Source organism: Kitasatospora sp. NPDC093550 (assembly GCF_044764985.1).
GTDB lineage: Bacteria > Actinomycetota > Actinomycetes > Streptomycetales > Streptomycetaceae > Kitasatospora.
In genome coordinates this window covers 1-19,725 of the sequence record NZ_JBIWJF010000025.1, presented here as the reverse complement: position 1 = coordinate 19,725, position 19,725 = coordinate 1, and the positions used below count along the sequence as shown (strand labels likewise).

The 19,725-nt window shown below is 73.4% G+C and carries 20 protein-coding genes; 14 read left to right on the top strand and 6 right to left on the bottom strand.

Annotation, left to right across the window (positions count from 1 at the left end; all coding sequences use genetic code 11):
- Positions 1 to 83: 83 nt before the first annotated feature.
- The 3 genes from ACIRD3_RS31030 (at position 84) to ACIRD3_RS31020 (ending at position 2,620) form a co-directional block, all read left to right on the top strand.
- A complete protein-coding gene (locus tag ACIRD3_RS31030; RefSeq protein WP_402223251.1) occupies positions 84 to 683 on the top strand; it encodes a DUF5998 family protein in 600 nt (199 codons plus the stop codon).
- Positions 684 to 714: 31 nt separating this feature from the next.
- Positions 715 to 1,902 (top strand): alkaline phosphatase family protein, encoded by a 1,188-nt coding sequence (locus tag ACIRD3_RS31025; RefSeq protein ID WP_402223249.1) that lies wholly within the window; start codon positions 715 to 717, stop codon positions 1,900 to 1,902.
- 61 nt (positions 1,903 to 1,963) lie between these two features.
- A complete protein-coding gene (locus ACIRD3_RS31020; protein WP_402223247.1) occupies positions 1,964 to 2,620 on the top strand; it encodes a thymidine kinase in 657 nt (218 codons plus the stop codon).
- 20 nt (positions 2,621 to 2,640) lie between these two features.
- Here the strand turns inward: ACIRD3_RS31020 and ACIRD3_RS31015 are convergent, their stop codons facing one another.
- A complete protein-coding gene (locus ACIRD3_RS31015) occupies positions 2,641 to 3,384 on the bottom strand; it encodes a VOC family protein (protein WP_402223380.1) in 744 nt (247 codons plus the stop codon).
- A gap of 165 nt (positions 3,385 to 3,549) precedes the next feature.
- Here ACIRD3_RS31015 and ACIRD3_RS31010 point away from each other — a divergent pair, with 165 nt between their 5' ends.
- Positions 3,550 to 4,425 (top strand): sulfurtransferase, encoded by an 876-nt coding sequence (locus tag ACIRD3_RS31010; protein ID WP_402223245.1) that lies wholly within the window; start codon positions 3,550 to 3,552, stop codon positions 4,423 to 4,425.
- A gap of 79 nt (positions 4,426 to 4,504) precedes the next feature.
- Here the strand turns inward: ACIRD3_RS31010 and sepH are convergent, their stop codons facing one another.
- Complete coding sequence (sepH, locus tag ACIRD3_RS31005) at positions 4,505 to 5,584, bottom strand: septation protein SepH (RefSeq protein ID WP_402223243.1); 1,080 nt, start codon at positions 5,582 to 5,584, stop codon at positions 4,505 to 4,507.
- 517 nt (positions 5,585 to 6,101) lie between these two features.
- Between sepH and ACIRD3_RS31000 the strand changes: the two genes are divergently transcribed.
- A complete protein-coding gene (locus tag ACIRD3_RS31000) occupies positions 6,102 to 6,977 on the top strand; it encodes a hypothetical protein (protein WP_402223241.1) in 876 nt (291 codons plus the stop codon).
- Positions 6,978 to 6,991: 14 nt separating this feature from the next.
- Here the strand turns inward: ACIRD3_RS31000 and ACIRD3_RS30995 are convergent, their stop codons facing one another.
- A complete protein-coding gene (locus ACIRD3_RS30995; protein ID WP_402223239.1) occupies positions 6,992 to 8,314 on the bottom strand; it encodes a D-arabinono-1,4-lactone oxidase in 1,323 nt (440 codons plus the stop codon).
- Positions 8,315 to 8,418: 104 nt separating this feature from the next.
- Positions 8,419 to 9,687, bottom strand: coding sequence for an MFS transporter (locus tag ACIRD3_RS30990; protein WP_402223237.1), 1,269 nt, complete (start codon positions 9,685 to 9,687; stop codon positions 8,419 to 8,421).
- Positions 9,688 to 9,816: 129 nt separating this feature from the next.
- On the opposite strand from ACIRD3_RS30990, the gene ACIRD3_RS30985 reads away from it, so the two are divergent.
- Positions 9,817 to 10,959: a ferrochelatase gene (locus tag ACIRD3_RS30985; RefSeq protein ID WP_402223235.1), complete on the top strand. Its 1,143-nt coding sequence runs from the start codon at positions 9,817 to 9,819 to the stop codon at positions 10,957 to 10,959.
- Between the two features lie 32 nt (positions 10,960 to 10,991).
- On the top strand, positions 10,992 to 11,810 hold the full coding sequence (locus tag ACIRD3_RS30980; RefSeq protein WP_402223233.1) for an inositol monophosphatase family protein: 819 nt from the start codon (positions 10,992 to 10,994) through the stop codon (positions 11,808 to 11,810).
- Positions 11,811 to 12,013: 203 nt separating this feature from the next.
- Here ACIRD3_RS30980 and ACIRD3_RS30975 read toward each other — a convergent pair whose 3' ends face one another.
- Positions 12,014 to 12,199 carry a hypothetical protein gene (locus ACIRD3_RS30975; RefSeq protein WP_402223232.1) on the bottom strand — a complete coding sequence of 62 codons (186 nt, stop codon included), beginning with the start codon at positions 12,197 to 12,199 and terminating at the stop codon, positions 12,014 to 12,016.
- A 443-nt stretch (positions 12,200 to 12,642) separates the two neighbouring features.
- On the opposite strand from ACIRD3_RS30975, the gene ACIRD3_RS30970 reads away from it, so the two are divergent.
- The 4 genes from ACIRD3_RS30970 to ACIRD3_RS30955 all read left to right on the top strand — a co-directional run bounded on the left by ACIRD3_RS30970 (position 12,643) and on the right by ACIRD3_RS30955 (position 16,678).
- Entirely contained in the window at positions 12,643 to 13,296 is a 654-nt protein-coding gene (locus tag ACIRD3_RS30970; RefSeq protein ID WP_063349384.1) for a response regulator transcription factor, read from the top strand.
- A 97-nt stretch (positions 13,297 to 13,393) separates the two neighbouring features.
- Positions 13,394 to 14,695 carry a sensor histidine kinase gene (locus ACIRD3_RS30965; RefSeq protein WP_402223230.1) on the top strand — a complete coding sequence of 434 codons (1,302 nt, stop codon included), beginning with the start codon at positions 13,394 to 13,396 and terminating at the stop codon, positions 14,693 to 14,695.
- Between the two features lie 226 nt (positions 14,696 to 14,921).
- Positions 14,922 to 15,905 (top strand): acyl-ACP desaturase, encoded by a 984-nt coding sequence (locus ACIRD3_RS30960; protein WP_402223228.1) that lies wholly within the window; start codon positions 14,922 to 14,924, stop codon positions 15,903 to 15,905.
- Between the two features lie 473 nt (positions 15,906 to 16,378).
- Positions 16,379 to 16,678, top strand: coding sequence for a DUF4193 domain-containing protein (locus ACIRD3_RS30955; RefSeq protein WP_402223227.1), 300 nt, complete (start codon positions 16,379 to 16,381; stop codon positions 16,676 to 16,678).
- A gap of 253 nt (positions 16,679 to 16,931) precedes the next feature.
- Here the strand turns inward: ACIRD3_RS30955 and ACIRD3_RS30950 are convergent, their stop codons facing one another.
- Positions 16,932 to 17,381, bottom strand: coding sequence for a DUF3093 domain-containing protein (locus tag ACIRD3_RS30950; RefSeq protein ID WP_402223225.1), 450 nt, complete (start codon positions 17,379 to 17,381; stop codon positions 16,932 to 16,934).
- Positions 17,382 to 17,517: 136 nt separating this feature from the next.
- On the opposite strand from ACIRD3_RS30950, the gene ACIRD3_RS30945 reads away from it, so the two are divergent.
- The 3 genes from ACIRD3_RS30945 to ACIRD3_RS30935 all read left to right on the top strand — a co-directional run bounded on the left by ACIRD3_RS30945 (position 17,518) and on the right by ACIRD3_RS30935 (position 19,433).
- Positions 17,518 to 18,096 carry a PaaI family thioesterase gene (locus tag ACIRD3_RS30945; protein ID WP_402223378.1) on the top strand — a complete coding sequence of 193 codons (579 nt, stop codon included), beginning with the start codon at positions 17,518 to 17,520 and terminating at the stop codon, positions 18,094 to 18,096.
- Complete coding sequence (gene dut / locus ACIRD3_RS30940) at positions 18,093 to 18,560, top strand: dUTP diphosphatase (protein WP_402223223.1); 468 nt, start codon at positions 18,093 to 18,095, stop codon at positions 18,558 to 18,560. The genes ACIRD3_RS30945 and dut overlap by 4 nt, the downstream gene beginning before the upstream one ends.
- Positions 18,561 to 18,629: 69 nt before the next feature.
- Complete coding sequence (locus ACIRD3_RS30935; RefSeq protein ID WP_402223221.1) at positions 18,630 to 19,433, top strand: DUF3710 domain-containing protein; 804 nt, start codon at positions 18,630 to 18,632, stop codon at positions 19,431 to 19,433.
- Positions 19,434 to 19,725: the final 292 nt, after the last annotated feature.

The window sequence follows — 19,725 nt, the reverse complement described above, 5'->3', positions numbered from 1 at the left end:
GGTTGCGCCCTGCCCGGGCGCTGTTGTCCGAAGCTCGGCGCCGCGCCGCCCGCTTCGTCGGCGGACCATGCCAGGATGGAGATATGGCGAAGACCGGTACCACCACCACTCAGGACCTGCGCTCGGCGATCGAGCGCAGCGGCTACTACCCGGCCCTGGTGTCCGAGGCGGTCGAGTCCGCGGTGGGCCCGGAGCCGATCAGCTCCTACCTGGTGCACCAGGAGACGACCTTCGACGCCAACGAGGTCCGCCGGCACGTGACGGTGCTGGTGCTGACCCCGACCCGGTTCGTGGTGAGCCACACCGACGAGCAGTCGGGGGCCGAGGGCAGCCCCTCGGTGCCGTTCGCGACGACCTCGACGGAGAGCGTCCGGCTGGACCGGATCGGCTCGGTCGTGCTGAGCCGGATGGTGGCGAACCCGGAGACGTACACACCGGGCACGCTCCCGCGCGAGGTGGTCCTGACCATCGGCTGGGGCGCGGTGCAGCGCCTGGACCTGGAGCCGGCCGGCTGCTCGGACCCGAACTGCGAGGCGGACCACGGCTACACCGGCTCGGCGACGGCTGACGACCTCTCACTGCGGGTGAGCGAGGCCGGCGACGGCCCGGAGACGGTGGCCCAGGCCCTGCTGTTCGCCCGGGCGCTGTCCGACGCGACGATCAACAACGGCCCGCGGGTCTGATCGCCGCCCCCACCGCTACGAATCCGGTTCCATGTCCTTCGTTCCTGCCGACGGCTACGACGCCTTCGAGATCCTTGACCCGGCCGCGGCCCCCGCGCCCCCGTACGGCAGCGGTTCGCTGTGCGACCTGCTGCCCTCGGTGGCGGCGGGCCTCGGCGTGCCCGGGTTCACCGCGACGCTGCCGATCGCCCCGGCGGACCGGGTGGTGGTGTTCCTGGTGGACGGCCTCGGCTGGGAGCTGCTGCTGCGCCACCCCGAGTACGCGCCGTTCCTGTCCTCGCTGGCCGGGAGCTCGCTGGGCGGCAGCGGCCGTCCGCTGACCGCGGGCTTCCCGTCCACCACGGCGACCTCGCTGGCCTCGGTCGGCACCGGGACGCCGCCGGGCCTGCACGGCCTGGCCGGGTACACGGTGGCGGTGCCGGGCGCCGGCTACCTGATGAACCAGCTGCGCTGGCAGCCGCCGACCGAGCCGCACGCCTGGCAGCCGTACCCGACGGTCTTCGAGCAGACGCACCGGGCCGGGGTGGCGACCGCGCAGGTCTCCTCCCCGCTGTTCGCCCAGACCCCGCTGACCAGGGTGGCGCTGTCCGGCGGCACCTTCCACGGCCGCACCACGGGCGAGGAGCGGATGGACCTGGCGGCCTCCTGGCTGGCCGAGCACGACCGGGCGCTGGTGTACACCTACGTCAGCGAGCTGGACGGGGCGGGCCACCGCTTCGGGGTGGACTCCGACGAGTGGCGGATGACCCTGGACGCGGTCGACCGGCTGGCCCGTCGGCTGGCCGAGCAGCTGCCGCCGCGTTCGGCGATGTACGTGACGGCCGACCACGGCATGATCGACATCGCGCCGGAGGACCGGATCGACTTCGACGAGGACTGGGAGCTGGGCGCCGGCGTCGCCCTGCTCGGCGGCGAGGGCCGGGCCCGGCACGTGTACGCGGTGCCGGGGGCCGCGGCCGACGTGCACGCCGTGTGGAGCGAGGTGCTGGGCGACCGGATGTGGGTCGCCACCCGGGACCAGGCGATCGCGGCGGGCTGGTTCGGCCCGGCGGTGGACGAGCGGGTGTACGGCCGGATCGGCGACGTGGTCGCCGCGGCGCGCGACGACATCGCGATCGTCGCCTCCCGCAACGAGCCCGGCGAATCCGCGATGATCGGCCTGCACGGCTCGATGACTCCGGTCGAGCAGTTCGTGCCGCTCCTCGAAGTCCGCGGCTGATCCCTTCCCTTGACTCTTCTGTGCCCGAACTCCCCTGATGTGAAAGGCCTTTGCTCCACCCATGGCTGAACTGGTGTTCTTCTCGGGCACGATGGACTGCGGCAAGTCGACGCTGGCGCTGCAGATGGACCACAACCACACCGCGCGGGGCCGGCAGGGCGCCATCCTCACCCGGAACGACCGGGCGGGCGCCGCGACGATCTCCAGCCGGCTGGGCCTGCGGGCCGAGGCGGTCGAGGTGACGGACGACTTCGACTTCCACGCGCACGTGGTGCACCGGCTCTCGGCGGGCGGCCGGGTGGACTACCTGATCTGCGACGAGGCACAGTTCTTCTCCGCCGAGCAGGTCGACCAGCTGGCCCGGGTGGTGGACGAGCTGGGCATCGACGTCTACACCTTCGGCATCACCACCGACTTCCGCACCCGGCTGTTCCCCGGTTCGCAGCGGCTGATCGAGCTGGCCGACCGGGTGGAGGTGCTGCAGGTCGAGGCGCTGTGCTGGTGCGGGGCGCGAGCGACCCACAACGCCCGTACGGTCGGCGGGGTGATGGTGGTCGAGGGCGCCCAGGTGGTGATCGGCGACATCTCGGTGAGCCAGGACGAGGTCGGGTACGAGGTGCTGTGCCGCCGGCACCACCGCCGCCGGCTGACCGCGGCGACGGCCCGCGCCTCGGTGCTCTCCCCGGACGTGCTGCCCTTCGAGGAGCAGCAGGTCTGACCCCCCAACGTCCGCGCCCGCTACGCCGAGGCCTCCAGCACGGAGAAGTGCCCGCCCTGCGGGTCGGCCAGCCGGGCGGCGCGGCCGTGCGCGGTCTCGTGCGGCTCGACCAGGATCCGGCCGCCGAGTTCCACCGTGTGACGGGCGGTCAGGCTGGCGTCCCGGACGGCGAAGTGGGTGCGCCAGCGCGGTGGGTGGCCGCGCAGGTCGGCGCGGTGCCTGATGCCGGCGACCGGTCGGCCGTGCACCAGCAGCGAGCTCTCGTCCGCTCCGGGCCGGACGGTCCGGTCGAGCACGGCGGCGTAGAAGGCTGCGGCGCCCTCGGTGTCGGGGGTGAGCAGTTCGACCCAGGCCGGTTCGCCGGGTTCGGTGCCGGCCTCCCGGCCGAGGTGTTCCTCGCCCTGCCAGAGGCCGAAGACGGCGCCGGAGACGTCGGAGGCGATGGCCATCCGCCCGGCGCGCTCGGCCTGCAGGGGCCCGACGGCGACGGTGCCGCCGCACTCCCGCACCAGCTGGGTGGTGCGGTCGGCGTCGTCCACGGCGAAGTAGGTGGTCCACTGCACCGGGAAGCCGGTGGCGGTGGAGAGGCCGAGGCCGGCGACCGGCGCCCCGTCGAGCTCGGCCCGGACGTAGTCGCCGAGTTGGCCCGGTCCTGGGGTGTAGGTCCAGCCGAGCAGCTCGCCGTAGAAGGCGCGGGCGCCGGGCAGGTCGTCGGTCAGCAGGCTGACCCAGCAGGGCGTGCCCTGGGCCAGTCGGAGTTCCACCGCGGGCAATGCGGGCCTCCTCGTGGGTGGTTGGCGCACGGAAACCTCGTGCGCGAGGGTGATGCTTCCACTCTGGGGGGCGCCCAACCCTCGGGCCGCGCGGAAATCGCGGCAAAGTCCGCACAAAGGGCGGTGGGTCGGCGGCGCTGCGCGACAATGGCCGCCATGACCACCTACAACGACGGTTCCCCGCTGATCTCCGCGGCCGAGCTGGCCGAGGCGCTCGCCTCGGCCCGTCCGCCGGTGCTGCTGGACGTGCGCTACCAGCTGGTCGGCGCCGCGCCGGGCGGCCCGACGGCGGCCGAGGAGTACCGGGCCGGACACCTGCCCGGCGCCCACTTCGTCGAGCTGGACCGGGACCTGGCGGCCCCGCCCGGCGCCCCCGGCCGGGGCGGGCGCCACCCGCTGCCGGACCCGGAGGAGTTCGGCGCGGCGATGCGCGGCTTCGGGGTGAGCGCCGAGCGCCCGGTCGTGGTGTACGACGGCGCGGCCTCGATGGCGGCCGCCCGCGCCTGGTGGCTGTTGCGCTGGGCCGGGCACCGGGAGGTCCGGGTGCTGGACGGCGGCTTCGCGGCCTGGCGGGCGGCGGGGCTGCCGGTCACGGCCGAGCTTCCGGAGGCCGCGGGGGGTGACTTCAAGCCGGTGCCGGGGCAGCTGCCGACGGTGGACGCGGACGGCGCCGCGGCCTGGGCACGCGACGGCCTGCTGCTGGACGCCCGGTCGGGGGAGCGCTACCGGGGCGAGACGGAGCCGGTGGATCCGCGGGCCGGGCACGTCCCGGGCGCGGTGTCGGCGCCGACCGCCGAGAACGTGGGCCCGGACGGCCGGTTCCGTCCGGCCGCCGAGCTCGCGGCCCGCTTCCGGGCGCTGGGCGCGGGGGAGCGGGAGACCGCGGTGTACTGCGGTTCGGGGGTGACGGCCGCGCACCAGATCCTGGCGCTGGAGGTGGCGGGCCTGTCGGCCACGCTGTACCCGGGGTCGTGGAGCGAGTGGTCGAGCGATGACAGCCGTCCGGTGGCGGTCACCGACCAGCCGGGCTGAGACGGACCGGGCCGATACGTACCGGACCGAGACGTGCCGGAGGGGCGGGAGGCCCGGCCTCCCGCCCCTCCGGCGTCGTCTACTCCTGCTTCTTGCGCCGGCTGCCGAAGACGATCTCGTCCCAGCTGGGCACGGTGGCCCGCCGCCCGGGCCGGACGCCGTCCGCCTCGGCCTGCCGGTCGGTGGTGCCGACCAGGCGTTCGCGGTGCGGTGCGACGGCGCGCGGCATCAGGATGTCGGCGTAGGCCGAGCCCGCGCCGACCGCCGGTGCGGCGGCCGCGGCCGGCTCCTCGCTCTCCTCGGCGACCTCGGCGGGCACCGGCTCGATCGGGGTGGGGCCGCCGACGGCGAGGTCGCCGCGGAACGCGGGGACCACGTCGAGCAGGCTGGTCAGCGAGTCCCGGGCGTCGGCGGTGGCCTCCCGCGACTCGCGGACCTCACGGGCCGACATGATGCGGTCGGCGGAGGGCCGGTCGATCATCGGGCGGGGCGGCCGGTCCTGGGGGAGCCGGGCGATCCGCGGGATGAACGGGAAGACCGACTCCTCCTCGCGCTCGACGTTCTCGCCGATCAGCGCGCGGGCCTCGTCGTCGTTGGGCTGGACCAGGCGCCGGGGCGGGTCGTACGTCCACGAGGCGCTGCGGCCCTCGCCGTCGGCCCGGTAGGAGAGGACGACCTCCCAGGTGCCGTCGTCGCGGCGCCAGGAGTCCCAGCGCTCGGTGTCCTTCTCGGCGCCGCGCAGCGCGAGCCGCTCGGCGACGGCCTCGCCGAGCTGCGGGCCGGGGGATTCGCCGTTGCGGCGGATGGCGGTCTTGCGGGCGCGCTCGGCCATGAAGGCGCGCTCGGCGAGGACCGGGCCCTCGAAGCGGCGGACGCGGTCGACGGAGATCCCGGCGGCCTGGGCGACCTCCTCGGCGGAGGCACCGGCTCGTATCCGGGCCTGGATGTCCCGGGGGCGCAGATGGCTCTCGACCTCGATCTCGATCTGGCCGAGGCGCGGCCGGTCGCCGCGGATGGCGGCGCGCAGCCGCTCGTCGATGGGGAGGGTGTACTCCGTGCTGTCGGCAGCCTTGAGCACCAGCCGTGTGCCGTCGTTGCTGACGGCCACAACCCGCAGTTCGGGCACGGTTACCTCCCGGGTGGTGCCTGCCGACGTCACCTGCGTCGCTGCTCCCGTACTGAGTGTGGCCTGCCCGCTCGCGACTGGCCACAACCTTGCTGAGTTCCCCGGCGTGTCGGGCTTACGCCCGGGCACGCCGCTGTGGCACGGTTGCCTTTTTGCCACGTCATCCGTCGACGTCGCGCCTGGGTGTCCCGGCCGTCCTCGCACGCGCAGTGATCGCGACGATCCGGGACGGGCGTCGCCGTGCGTGCCCGTTCCGTGGCTCCTCGTCAAGCTGCCGGTGTAGGCGCAGTCGACAAGTCGACCCAAGGCTCAGGCTTTACGAACAGTACTCCATTCGTGGCATCCGGAGGGGCGGCTCGCCGCTCAAGTCTCCCGCGATTCACGGGAATCTCAAGAGCGCGCGCCTCCGATGGCACACCATCGACGGGGGAACGGTGATCATCTTCACACAATCCGGGCGTGCGGAACCGCATTTTCGTCCCTTGTGTCCTTCTTTGGGCAAGATGGAGTGACTTGTTCGAGGAACAGTCGTACGGACCGAGGGATGTTGATGCCGGAGCGGAGCCCCGCCGAGGAGGGCGGCAAGGAGGAGCGCAGGCGGATCGATCTGAGTGCGGCTCAGGTCGCGGCGAGTGCGCTGGCCGCCGTCGTGGGCGCGCTGTTGGCCTCCGAACTGGGCGTGTACGGAACGATCATGGGCGCGGCGGTGGTGAGCGTCGGGGCCACCACGGGTGGCGCGGTGTTCCAGCACATCTTCAGACGGACCGGTGAACAACTGCGCGAGGCGGTGGACCGCGGGCCGAACCAGACCGCGAACGCGCTGCGGCAGGTGCCGGTCGAGGACGGAACCGCGGTGCGGCCGCCGGAGATCACGGCGGAGTGGAACGAGCCGCAGGTGGTGCGGGCGCGGCGGCGGTGGTCCTGGAAGGGCTACGCGGTGGTGTCCGGGCTGGTGTTCGTGCTGGCGATGACGCCGATCCTGGCGTTCGAACTGGCCACCGGGCAGCCGGTGTCGGCCACGGTCACGGGGCAGTCCGGCAACGGCACCTCCCTCGGCGGTTCGGTGGCGCCCAAGTCCTCCCGGCCGCAGGAGGCTCCGCCGGAGCGGTCGGCCCCGGACGGGGAGCGCGGCTCGGGCGCCACGCCGTCCGGCGGTGCCTCGGCCCCGCCGACCGGGCGGCCGAGCCGGGAGCCGAGCGGCACCCCGAGCGCCGGGGCGGGGACGGCTTCGCCTTCGGCGGGCGCGAGTTCGAGCCCGTCGGCCGGCGCCTCCCCGTCGGCGGGCGGCGGGAAGCCCACCGACGGGACCACCTCGCAGCCGCCCGTACCGGGGGCGGGGCCGACGGTGGCCCCGCCGCCCGCCGGGGCGACGGCGAGCCAGGGCTCCGCGAACCAGGGCTCCGCGAGCCAGGGCTCGGCCGGCTAGGCCCTCTCTTCCGCCTAGGCGCCGAGTACCCGGCGCAGGTAGTCGTTGCCGAAGACTCGCCGCGGGTCGACCTCGTCGCGCAGGGCGGTGAAGTCGCCGAAGTGCGGGTAGACGCCGGCCAGGTAGTCGGCGTCGCGGGTGTGCAGCTTGCCCCAGTGCGGGCGGCCCTGATGGGCGGTCATGAGCTGTTCGACGCCGGTGAAGTAGCCCTGGTCGGCGGTGCCCCGGTAGAGGTGGACGGCGATGTACGCGCTGTCCCGGCCGGAGGCGGTGGAGAGCCAGAGGTCGTCGGCGGGGGCGAAGCGCACCTCGACCGGGAAGCTGACCTTCCAGTCGGAGCGGTCGACCAGGGCCTTCAGTTCGCGCAGCACCTCGCCGACGGCCGCGCGCGGCACCGCGTACTCCATCTCCACGAAGCGGACCTTGCGCGGGCTGGTGAACACCTTGTACGCGGTGTCGGTGTAACTGCGGTCGGACCAGGCGCGGCTGGCGAGCGCGGCGATCGAGGGGACGGAGCGGGGGAAGCGTCGGCCGACCCGGCAGGCGCCCTCCCAGACGGTGTTGGAGAGGAAGTCGTCCTCCAGCCACTCCTTGAACCGGGGCAGCGGGGCGGCCGGACCCTGACTGCGGTTGTTGCGCTTGGTGGAGCAGCGGTCGGTGTGCGGGAACCAGTAGAACTCGAAGTGCTCGTTGACGGCGGTGAGGTCGTCGAGCCGCTCCAGCACCTCGTCGAAGGTCATCGGCTGCTCGTGCGCGGTGAGCAGGAAGGCCGGTTCGACGCCGAAGGTGAGCGCGGTGATCACGCCGAGGGCCCCGAGGCCGAGCCGGGCGCCCTGGAAGAGCCGGGGGTTCTCGGTGGGGGAGCAGCGCTTCACGGAGCCGTCGGCGAGGACGATCTCCAGGGCGCGGATCTGGGCGGCGAGCGAGCCGGAGTCGCGCCCGGTGCCGTGGGTTCCGGTGCTGGTGGCGCCGGCGACGGTCTGGACCTCGATGTCGCCCATGTTGGTGAGGGAGAGGCCCTCGGCGGCGAGGATCCGGTTGAGGCGGTGCAGCGGGAGGCCGGACTCGACGGTGACGGTGCCGGCCTCGCGGTCGATCCCGCGGACGGCGGTGAGCGCCTGCGGGCGGATCTGGACGCCGTCGCCGGCGGAGGCGATCGAGGTGAAGGAGTGGCCGGAGCCGACGGCCTTGACGGTGCGGCCCTGTTCGGCGGCGCGCAGGATCTCCTTGGCCAGTTCCTCCGCGGTGCCGGGGGCGGCGGAGCGGGCCGGCTCGGCGCTCTGGTTGCCGGCCCAGTTGGTCCACCGGGTGCGGGTCGCGGTACTGGCCTGGGGCATTGCGCTGCCTCCTGCTCCGGGGCCGAACGGGTCGGCGCGGTCCGGGGCGGCGCGGCCGCCCTACCCGCGGGTAGGGCCACGGGTAGGGCGAGAGATTAGTCAGTTCACCGTTCGACGTCTACGGGTCGACCGGCCCCGTCGGCGCCCTCGCCGGCGGGCTGCTCGGCGGCCAGTCCGGCGCGCAGCCAGCCGAGTCCGGCGAGGGCGGTGACCACGCCGAGGACGCCGGCGGCCAGCGGCACCCAGTAGCCGGCGGCGGCGCCGGAGGCGTCCACCACCCAGCCGCCGGCCGAGGAGCCGAAGGCGACGCCCACGGCCAGCCCGGTGGTGGTCCAGGCCATGCCCTCGGTGAGCTGTGCGGCCGGGACGAGCCGCTCGACCAGGGCCATCGCGGAGATCAGGGTGGGGGAGATGGCGAGGCCGGCGACCAGCAGGGCGCCGCCGGCCGCGACCAGTCCGCCGATGCCGTGCACGGTGGAGGCCACGACCAGGATCGGGACCATGCTGAGCGCCATCATCACGACGCCCACGACGAAGCGGTTGGACAGCGGGCTCCTGAGCTTGAGCGCCCCGTAGACGATCCCGGCCAGGCCCGAACCGAGGGCCCAGACGGCGAGGACGACGCTGGAGAGCCCCTTGTGGCCCTGGGCGTCGGCGAAGGCGACGGTGACGATCTCGACCGAGCCGAAGATCGCCCCGGTGGCGACGAAGGTGAGCACCAGGACGACCAGGCCGCCGTTGAGGATGGCACTGCCGCCGCTGCGCGCGGCGGCCGGGTGGACCGGCGGCTCGGTGCGGCGCTGGGCGGTGAACAGGGCGATGCCGACGGAGAGGGCGATGACGGCCACCAGCAGGCCGGCCTCGGGGAAGAGGTTGGTGGCCAGGCCGATCGCGACGATCGGGCCGACGATGAAGCAGACCTCGTCGACGACGGCCTCGAAGGAGTACGCGGTGTGCAGCTTGGCGGGCTCGTCGCGGTAGAGGTGGGCCCAGCGGGCGCGGACCATGGCGCCCGCGCTGGGCATCACACCGAGCCCGATCGCGAAGACGAAGAGCATCCACGAGGGCGCGTGGAAGTGCGCGCTGAGCAGCAGTCCGGCCGCGGCGGCGACGGTCAGTGCGGTGGCCGGGAGGGCGACCCGGCGCTGCCCGCGCCGGTCGACCAGCCAGGAGACTCCCGGGCCGAGCGCCGCGGCGGCGATCGCCATGGAGGCTTGGACCGCGCCCGCCAGCCCGTAGGACCCGGTCAGCTGGGACAGCATGGTCACGATGCCGATGCCGGCCATCGAGATCGGCAGGCGGGCTATGAACCCTGAGGACGAGAAGGCCAGGGTGCCCGGGGAGGCGAAGATCTGGCGGTAGCTGGACAGCACGGGGGAGCTCCGTGGGAGTAAGGAACGAGGCTGGCTAACACAGCTTACGTACCTTGGCAAACGGTATTTTCCGGACACCTGCGCGGCCACCGCGCCGGTCTCCGGCCCCTCAATGGCAGGATCGGTGCCATGTCCGACGCGCGCAAACCCTCCTCCTCCGGCGCCGCTCCGTACGACGCCCTGCTGCTGCTGTCCTTCGGCGGGCCCGAGGGCCCCGAGGAGGTCGTCCCCTTCCTGGAGAACGTCACCCGCGGCCGCGGGATCCCCAAGGAGCGGCTGAAGGAGGTGGGCAAGCACTACTTCCTGTTCGGCGGGGTCAGTCCGATCAACGAACAGAACCGCGAGCTGCTCGCCGCGCTGCGCAAGGACTTCGCCGAGCACGGCCTGGACCTGCCGGTGTACTGGGGCAACCGGAACTGGGCGCCCTACCTGGTCGACACCCTGCGGGAGCTGGCCGCCGACGGCCACCGCCGGATCGCCGTGCTCGCCACCAGCGCCTACGCCGGCTACTCGGGCTGCCGCCAGTACCGGGAGAACCTCGCCGACGCGCTGGCCGCCCTGGCCGAGGAGGGCGGACCCGCCCTGCGGGTCGACAAGCTGCGGCACTTCTACAACCACCCCGGCTTCGTCGAGCCGATGATCGACGCCACCCTGGCCGCGCTGGCGCGCCTGCCGGAGGCCGTCCGGGCCGGCGCCCGGCTGGCGTTCACCACCCACTCCATCCCGGACACCATGGCCGAGGCCTCCGGGGCCCCGGACGACCCGGCCCGCGGCACCCCGGGCGGGGCGTACGTCGCCCAGCACCTGGAGGTGGCCCGGCTGGTCGTCGCGGCCGTCGCCGAGCGCACCGGCGTCGCCGACCGGCCCTGGCAGCTGGTGTTCCAGAGCCGCAGCGGGGCCCCGCACACCCCGTGGCTGGAACCGGACATCTGCGACCACCTGGAGGCACAGCACACCGAGGGCGCGCCGGCCGTGGTGATGGTCCCGATCGGCTTCGTCTCCGACCACATGGAGGTCAAGTACGACCTCGACACCGAGGCGGTGGCCAAGGCCGCCGAGCTCGGCCTGCCGGTGGCCCGCGCCGCCACCGTCGGTGCCGACCCCCGGTTCACCGCCGCCGTGCGCGAGCTGGTCCTGGAACGGGCCGCCACCGAGCGCGGCGAGCCGGTGACCCGCTGCGCCCTCGGCGCGCTCGGCCCCAGCCACGACGTGTGCGCGGTGGCCTGCTGCCCCAACCCGCGCGCCCCGCGGCCGGCCGCCGCCGAGCGCTGACCGTCCGCCCCGCCGTACCGGAGGAGAATCCCGTGACCGCCCCCGCCCAGCCCGACGACCGGCTCCTCGACGACCTGCTGGACGTCGCCCTGGACGCGGCCCGGCAGGCCGGCGTCCTGCTGCGCGACGGCCGCCCCGCCGACCTCGGCGTCGCCGGCACCAAGAGCAGCCCGGTCGACGTGGTCACCGAGATGGACCTCGCCTCCGAGAAGCTCCTGCTGGAGCTGATCGGCGACCGCCGCCCCGCCGACGGCTACCTCGGCGAGGAGGGCGCCGAGCGGTCCGGCACCAGCGGGGTGCGCTGGGTCGTCGACCCGCTCGACGGCACCGTCAACTACCTGTACGGGCTGCCCTCCTGGGCGGTCAGCGTGGCCGCCGAGGTGGACGGCCGGGCGGTCGTCGGCGTGGTGTACGCACCGGCCCGCGAGGAGCTGTTCCACGCCGTGCTGGGGCGCGGCGCCCGGCTGAACGGCCGCCCGCTCTCGGCCCGCCCGGCCCCGCCGTGGGGCCAGGCACTGGTCGCCACCGGCTTCAACTACGTCCAGTCGGTGCGGGTGCGCCAGGCCGAGGTGCTGCTGGCGCTGATGCCGGAGGTGCGGGACGTCCGGCGGGGCGGGGCGGCCGCCGTCGACCTGTGCGACGTGGCCGCCGGGCGGCTGGACGGCTACTACGAGCGCGGCCTCGCCCCCTGGGACCGCGCGGCCGGGTGCCTGATCGCCACCGAGGCCGGCGCCCTCACCGGCGGCCGTCCCGGGCACGGGCCGGACCGCGAGCTGACCGTGGCCGCCGCCCCCGGCGTGTACGAGCCGCTGCAGGAGCGCCTGGCCGCGCTGCGCGCCTGGGCGGACTGACCGGTTCCGGCCCGGTTCCGGCCGGAACCGGGCCGGGCACCCGGCTCCGGGCCGGCCGACCCGTACGGCTCCGGACCGGCGCAGGGCAGGCCGGCGCCGGCCCGGACATGCGAAGAGCCCTGGCATACGGGGGATGCCAGGGCCTGGTTTTTCGCACGGCCCCCGCAGGGCCGCAGGTGCCGGAGGACCGGCGACGGGTCGGGTCAGGCAGCGGTGCGGTGGCGCTCCAGCACCGTGTCCACGCCGTGCTCGGCGGCGAGTCGGCGGAGGTCGTCCAGCTCGGACTGCTCCACCTCGGCGAGGAACTCGTCCCCGGCCTGGATCGCGCGGTGCAGGTCCTGCTCGGCGTTGGCTATGCGCTGCAGGATTCCGGCCTTGAAGGCGTCCATACGGGCCCCCTTACTGTGTCGGACGTGCACGGTCGTGCGTTCTCCGCCCCGAGGAGGTCCAGCCGGTGAAAGCGCCCCGGCCGACGGGTGGTGGCTCTCCGGTCGGGCGCGGAGACGGCCCTTCGGCCGCTCCCGGTGATGTCCCAGCCCCAGGGCCGGCGCGGATGAACGCACGGCGGGTGGGTGCGATCGACCAAGGGCCAGATCGCGGGTGTGCAGCTGTCCTCCCCGCCGAGGGGGCCGGGAAACCTCCCGGCGGAAGAAAGTTGCCCGTGTCACAGTCCAAGCGGAGTGGTGCTGACACGAACGGTCACCGGCGCCGCCCCGGGGCCCTTGCCCGACTGGCAGCTTATCGCTGCTTTACCGCAGGACCAGGCAGGATGGAGGCACCGTCGGAGCCGTGCGTCCGCTTCCGGGGCCGGCCTGGAGAAGGGACAACGACCGTGCGGGTTCTCGTCGTCGAGGACGAGCAGCTGCTTGCCGAGGCCGTCGCGACCGGCCTGCGCCGCGAGGCGATGGCCGTCGACGTGGTGTACGACGGGGAGGCCGCGCTCCAGCGCATCGCGGTCAACGACTACGACGTGGTGGTCCTGGACCGCGACCTCCCGCTGGTCCACGGCGACGACGTCTGCCGCAAGGTGGTCGAGCAGGGCCTGGCGACCCGGGTGATCATGCTGACCGCCTCCGGCGACATCAGCGACCGCGTCGAGGGCCTGGAGATCGGCGCGGACGACTACCTTCCGAAGCCGTTCGCCTTCAGTGAACTCGTCGCCCGCGTCAGGGCGCTGGGTCGCCGCGCGACCGTCCCGCTGCCCCCGGTGCTGGAGCGGGCCGGCATCTCGCTCGACCCCGGCCGGCGCGAGGTGATCCGCGAGGGACGCACCGTCCAGCTCGCCCCCAAGGAGTTCGCCGTCCTGGAGGTGCTGATGCGGGCCGGCGGAGCGGTCGTCTCCGCCGAGCAGCTGCTGGAGAAGGCCTGGGACGAGCACACCGACCCGTTCACCAACGTCGTGCGCGTCACCGTGATGACGCTGCGCCGCAAGCTCGGCGACCCGCCGGTGATCGTCACCGTGCCGGGCTCCGGCTACCGGATCTGACCGCCGGGATCCGCCGGACTCCCCCTCGAGGAGGGGCCCGACCCCCGGGATTCCACCACCCCGCGCCCGCCCCGGCGGACGCCCCGAGAGGACGATCATGACCACCCCGCCCCCGGCCGGCGGGGCCTCCGGCGCGCCCGCCGGCGGCCCGCGCGCCGTCCCGCCCAAGCCCGTGCACCCGCCGCGCTCGGCCCGGTCCCAGCAGACCTACGTCCCCGGTGACGGCGTGCTCGCCTGGCTGCCCTTCCGCCCCACCATCCGGATGCGGCTCACCCTGCTCTACGGCGGGATGTTCCTGATGGCCGGCGTGGTGCTGCTGCTGGTGATGTACTTCTTCGTCCAGCAGGCGCTCCAGGAGGTCGGCCAGCCGCACCTGCTGCTCAACGGGTCGGGCATCTCGGTGCGGACCCCGGACAACCTCACCCTCAACAGCCAGTCCGCGCTCGACCAGTGGCTGAACGACTACAAGGCCTTCCAGGCCAGCCAGGCGCTCAACACCCTGCTCCGCAAGCTGCTCACCGTCCTCGTCTGCCTCGCCGTGATCGCCTTCGCGGCCGGCTACGCGATGGCGGGCCGGGTGCTGCGCCCGCTCGGCCGGATCACCCGCACCGCCCGCGACGTCGCCTCCTCCGACCTGCACCGCCGGATCGAGCTGGACGGCCCGGACGACGAGCTCAAGGAACTCGCCGACACCTTCGACGACATGCTGGACCGGCTGGACCGCTCCTTCGACTCCCAGCGCCGCTTCGTCGCCAACGCCTCGCACGAGCTGCGCACCCCGCTGGCGATCAACCGGACCCTGCTGGAGGTCCAGCTCTCCGACCCGGCCGCCTCGCCCGACCTGCAGCAGCTCGGCAAGACCCTGCTGGCCACCAACGAGCGCAGCGAACAGCTGGTCGAGGGCCTGCTGCTGCTCGCCCGCAGCGAGAACGAGCTGACCGACCGCCGCCCGGTGGAGCTGTCCGAGGTGGCCACCCGGGCGCTGGAACAGACCAGGGCCGAGGCGGACAAGCGCGAGGTCGAGCTGCGCTCGAAGCTCGATCCGGCCGTGGTCGCGGGCAACGGCGTGCTGCTGGAACGGCTCGCGCTCAACCTGCTGCAGAACGCCGTCCGGTACAACACCGCGGGCGGCTGGGTCGAGCTGTCCACCGCCGTGGTGCCGGGCGGCGGCGAGCTGGTGGTCTCCAACACCGGCCCGGTGGTGCCGGGCTACGAGCTGGAGCACATCTTCGAGCCGTTCCGCCGGATCAAGGGCGCCGACCGCACCCGCAGCGACAAGGGGGTCGGGCTCGGCCTGTCCATCGTCCGCTCTGTGGTGCGGGCCCACGGCGGCACCGTCGAGGCCACCCCGCGCTCCGGCGGGGGCCTCACCATGCGGGTTCGCATCCCCTCGCCGTAGCGCCGGCCGCCCCGTTCCGTGGGCGACCGTTCCCAGCCGCCCCCGTCAGGCCGTCAAGACGACATAAGGCCTGGCGGGGGCGGCTTGTCATTTCCGGTCCGAGCAACTTACGGTGTCGTAACCTACGCAACCGTAAGTGCGTCGGTCGGCGCCCCGCCGATGTCCGCACGACGACTGCCCGCCCAACGCGCCCGTCCCGCGCGTGCCGTCCCCCAGGAGCAAGACCGTGACCATCGCCCCTGTGCAGAGCAGCACCTCGCTCGGATCGAGCGGCTGGACCGACGCGCGGCTGATCCTGGCCCTCGAAGAGGTCGTGGAGAAGGAGCTCAACCGCCACCTGGGCGTCGCCAAGGAGTGGATGCCGCACGAGTTCGTGCCGTGGAGCCAGGGCCGCGACTTCGACGGCGTGCTGGGCGGCGAGGCCTGGTCGATCGAGCAGTCGCAGGTGACCGCGCTGGGCCGGGTCTCGCTGGTGGTGAACCTGCTGACCGAGGACAACCTCCCCAGCTACCACCACGAGATCGCGACCATGTTCGGCCGCGAGGGCGCCTGGGGCACCTGGGTGCACCGCTGGACGGCCGAGGAGGGGCGCCACGGCATAGCCATCCGCGACTTCCTGCTCGCCACCCGGGCCGTCGACCCGGTGGAGCTGGAGCGGGCCCGGATGAACCACATGTCCGAGGGCTTCGAGTCCGACAACGCGCACAGCATGCTGCACTCGGTCGCGTACGTGGCCTTCCAGGAGCTCGCCACCCGCATCGCGCACCGCAACACCGGCAAGTACGCCGGCGACCCGCTGTGCGAGCAGCTCCTGGCGAAGATCGCCAACGACGAGAACCTGCACATGGTCTTCTACCGGAACCTGCTCAAGGCCGCCCTGGAGATCGCCCCGGACCAGGCCATGCGGGCCATCGCCGACGTGGTCACCGGTTTCCGGATGCCCGGCCACGGGATCCCCGGCTTCGAGCGCGCCGCCGCCCAGATCGCCCTCGGCGGGGTGTACAACCTGCGCATCCACCACGACGACGTGCTGCAGCCGGTGCTGCGCAAGCTCAAGGTGATGGAGATCGACGGCCTGGGCCCCGAGGGCGTGCTGGCGCAGAACGAGCTGGGCGTCTTCCTGGACGGGCTGGACGCGCAGGCGCGGAAGTTCGAGGAGCGCCAGGCCGCGCTGCTCGCCCGGCGGGCGGCCCGCCGCGGCGCCGAGTAGGGCGCCGCGCGGGGCGGTCGGAGTGGGTGGATTTTCCGTGGTTTGCCCCGGAAGATTCTGAACGTGACCAAGCTCACACCGTGTCGCTCCACGATGTCGGGCGACCCCGGAGAGTGATCACTCATCCGGGGGTGTCGATTGCGTTCCGTGACCGGATTTCACCCCCGGAAGGGCCCGTCGGATCGGCTGCCATCCCTGGTGGTCAAGGGTTTCCGTGAGTACCCGCACCATCGGTGCTCACTGTGCGTGGTCGATTTGCCGGGCCCGGGGAGGGGCGGTGATTCCCCAGCGTGAGGCCTTCGGCGAGCGCGAGGATCACCCCGATGGAGGCCCGGCTGAGTGTCGATTGAGTAACAGGGCTTGAAGTAAGGCAAAATCTCCGCCTCGGGTCGGGCACAAGACCGACCCCCCATGCGTTACGTGCGCTGGAGATACCGCACACACCGCACAAACCCGGAGGGGGAGAGCGAAAAATGGCAACCGACTACGACACCCCACGCAAGACCGACGATGACGTCAACGAGGACAGCATCGAGGAACTCAAGGCTCGGCGGAACGACAAGGGCACCAGCTCCGTCGACGTCGACGAGTTCGAGGCGGCCGAGGGCCTGGAGCTCCCCGGCGCCGACCTCTCGAACGAGGAGCTCGCCGTCCGCGTCCTGCCGAAGCAGGCCGACGAGTTCACCTGCATGAGCTGCTTCCTGGTGCACCACCGCAGCCAGCTCTACAGCGAGAAGAACGGCAACCCGATCTGCCGGGACTGCGGCGCCTGAGCACCGCGGCGGTCAGGGCCCGGTGCCCGCGGCTCCCGCGGGACCGGCACACCGCTCCTTCCGGCCCCGGGCAGCGGGGCCGGACGGCAGTTCCGCGGGCGGTCCGTCCGGACGGCCCCGGCAGGACGGAGCCGGCCGACGCGTCGGCCGGCACAAAGTCGTAGGGACGGTCCCGCAGCAGCGGAACCGTCCCTCTCCGTTTCTCCGGCTCTCCCCGGACCCTCCGGCCTCCGGGGCCCTCGTGCGCGCGCCCTCAGGTGCGGGCGCCGCGCCGGGCCTCCTCCAGCGCCTCCGCCAGCTTCATCGGCGAGCGGGTCGACAGGTACAGGTACGGCGTCGGGTCGGCGGGGTCGCTCACCTCGACCCGCAGGGCCGTCGGGACGTAGCTGCGCAGCAGCATGAAGGCGCGCGGATCGGCCTTCGGGCCGCGCCAGGCCGTCGCCTCGGCGGGGCTCAGCGCCTGCGAGGTGCCGAGCGCGTCCACCGGGATCCGGGCCGGTCCGGCCACCAGCGAGCCCTGGACCACACGGATCCGGGCCGAGCCGTAACTGCTGACCGCGACGGCGCCGGCGGCGATGCCGACCACCAGCCCGACCAGCGCGGCCGGGCCGCTGACCCGGATCAGGATCAGCGCGAGCGTGAGGCCCACCGCGACCGGGAGCAGCCACCAGGAGCGCGGCACCGTGAGGCGTTCGTCGTACATGCCCCCCATTGTGGGCGCCCTGACGCCCGGCGCGGGACGCCACCCCCACCGGAGGCCTTGCTACCCCTGGGTAGGGTTGGGCGGCGTGACCGGTACGACTGCCCCCAGCACCCCCACCGACCGGCCGGCGCCCGCGATGCCGCCGACCCCGACCACTCCGCCGCCGGACGCCGTCCTGCCGGAGCGCGCCCCCGGGGCGCCCGCCCCCGGCACCCGGCTCGGCTCCCACTACGAGCACTGCTTCGGCTGCGGCCCGCAGCACCCCGGCGGCCTGCGGATCGACGCGATCGCCGGCGAAGGGCTCGACGTCACCGCCGAGTTCACCGTCCGGGACGTCCACCAGGGCGGCCCCGGCCTGGCCCACGGCGGCGTGCTGACCACGGCCATGGACGAGACCCTCGGCACGCTCAACTGGCTGTTGCAGGCCCCCGCCGTGACCGGCCGGCTGGAGACCGACTTCCTCTCCCCGGTGCCCGTCGACTCCGTGCTGCACCTGCGCGCCTGGGTCACCGGCGTGCACGGACGCAAGATCTACAGCGCCGCCGAGGCGCGCATCGGCGGCCCGGACGGACCGGTCGCGGTCCGTGCGCAGGCCCTCTTCATCCAGGTGAAGCTGGAACACTTCACCACGCACGGTCGTCCCGAGGACATCGAGAAGGTCCTCGACGACCCGGATCTGATGAAGCGCGCACGAGCCTTTGAGGTGAACCCTTGAGCGATACCCCCCGCCCGCAGCTGGACGTCCTGATCAAGCGCATCGACCCCGAGCTGCCGCTGCCCGCCTACGCGCAGCCCGGGGACGCCGGCGCCGATCTGCGCACCACCGTCGACGCCGAGCTGGCCCCGGGGGAGCGGGCGGTCCTGCCCACCGGCATCGCCGTCGCCCTCCCGGACGGCTACGCGGCCTTCGTCCACCCCCGGTCCGGGCTGGCAGCTCGTTGCGGAGTTGCTCTCGTGAACGCCCCGGGGACGGTCGATGCCGGGTACCGTGGAGAGATCAAGGTGATCGTCGTCAATCTGGACCCGCGCGAGGGGGTCAGCTTCCGCCGAGGGGACCGGATCGCCCAGCTGGTGATCCAGCAGGTCGAGAAGGCCCGCTTCCACGAGGTGGCGGAGTTGCCTGGGTCGGCACGCGCCGAGGGCGGGTTCGGGTCGACCGGTGGCCACGCCGCGGTCTAGCATTCCCGCGGCCTCGCAGGAAGCCGAGCAGGTATTCGCATCGGTCTTGGACCGGGAAGGACAGTGACCGTGTTCCGTCGTCGCCAGAAGAGCGAGGACGCTGTCGAGCAGCTCGCCGACGACGCCATCAGCGCCGACGAGACGGCCGATGACGTCGAAGGTTCCGCCGAGAGCGAGAACGTGACCGAGCTGGACCCGGCCGACAGGGTCGGCCTGCCGCCGGCCCCGCGGCCGGACGGTCCGTGGGACCACTCCGAGCTGGAGAACCCCGAGGAGGGGCGAGTCGACCTCGGGGGTCTGCTGGTCCCCGGTGTCGAGGGCATGGAGCTGCGCGTCGAGGTCGCCGGTGACGCGATCGTGGCGGCGACCCTCGTGCTCGGCAACAGCGCCATCCAGCTCCAGGCCTTCGCGGCCCCCAAGTCCGAGGGCATCTGGGGGGAGGTCCGGGAGGAGATCGCCAACGGCATCACCTCGCAGGGCGGCCTCATCGAGGAGGAGGAGGGCCCGCTCGGCTGGCACCTCCGCGCCCAGGTCCCGGTGCAGCTGCCGGACGGCACCCAGGGTGTGCAGCTGGTGCGGTTCGTCGGCTGCGACGGCCCGCGCTGGTTCCTGCGCGGTGTGATCTCGGGCCAGGCGGCGGTGCAGCCGGAGATGGCCGGGATCCTCGAGCAGGTCTTCCGCCAGACGGTCGTCGTGCGCGGCGAGGCCCCCATGGCCCCCCGCGACCCGATCGTGCTGAAGCTTCCCGAGGACGCCCAGATGGTGGCCGACGGTGGCGGGGCGGCCGCCACCGCCGGCGAGGGCGACAGCCGTTTCGGCGGCGCCTCGCTCGACCCGTTCGCCCGCGGCCCGGAGATCACCGAGGTCCGCTGACGGCTTGATCGCCCCCGTCCGGGACTCCCGGACGGGGGCGATTTGCATGTGGCGGGTCGGTCCCCGTACAGTTCCGGAGTCGCCGCGGGAGACCGGGGCGACAAAGCGGAAAGCGAATCCGATGAAGGAAACTCCGGGAAAACGGAGCGGAAAACATCTGATAAGCTGGAAACACGAAAGAACGAAGCCCGGAGGGTCCGCTGGAAGGCGGTCCGAAGGAAGCGTCCGTTCCTTGAGAACTCAACAGCGTGCCAAAAGTCAACGCCAGATATGTTGACATCCCCGGCCTCGA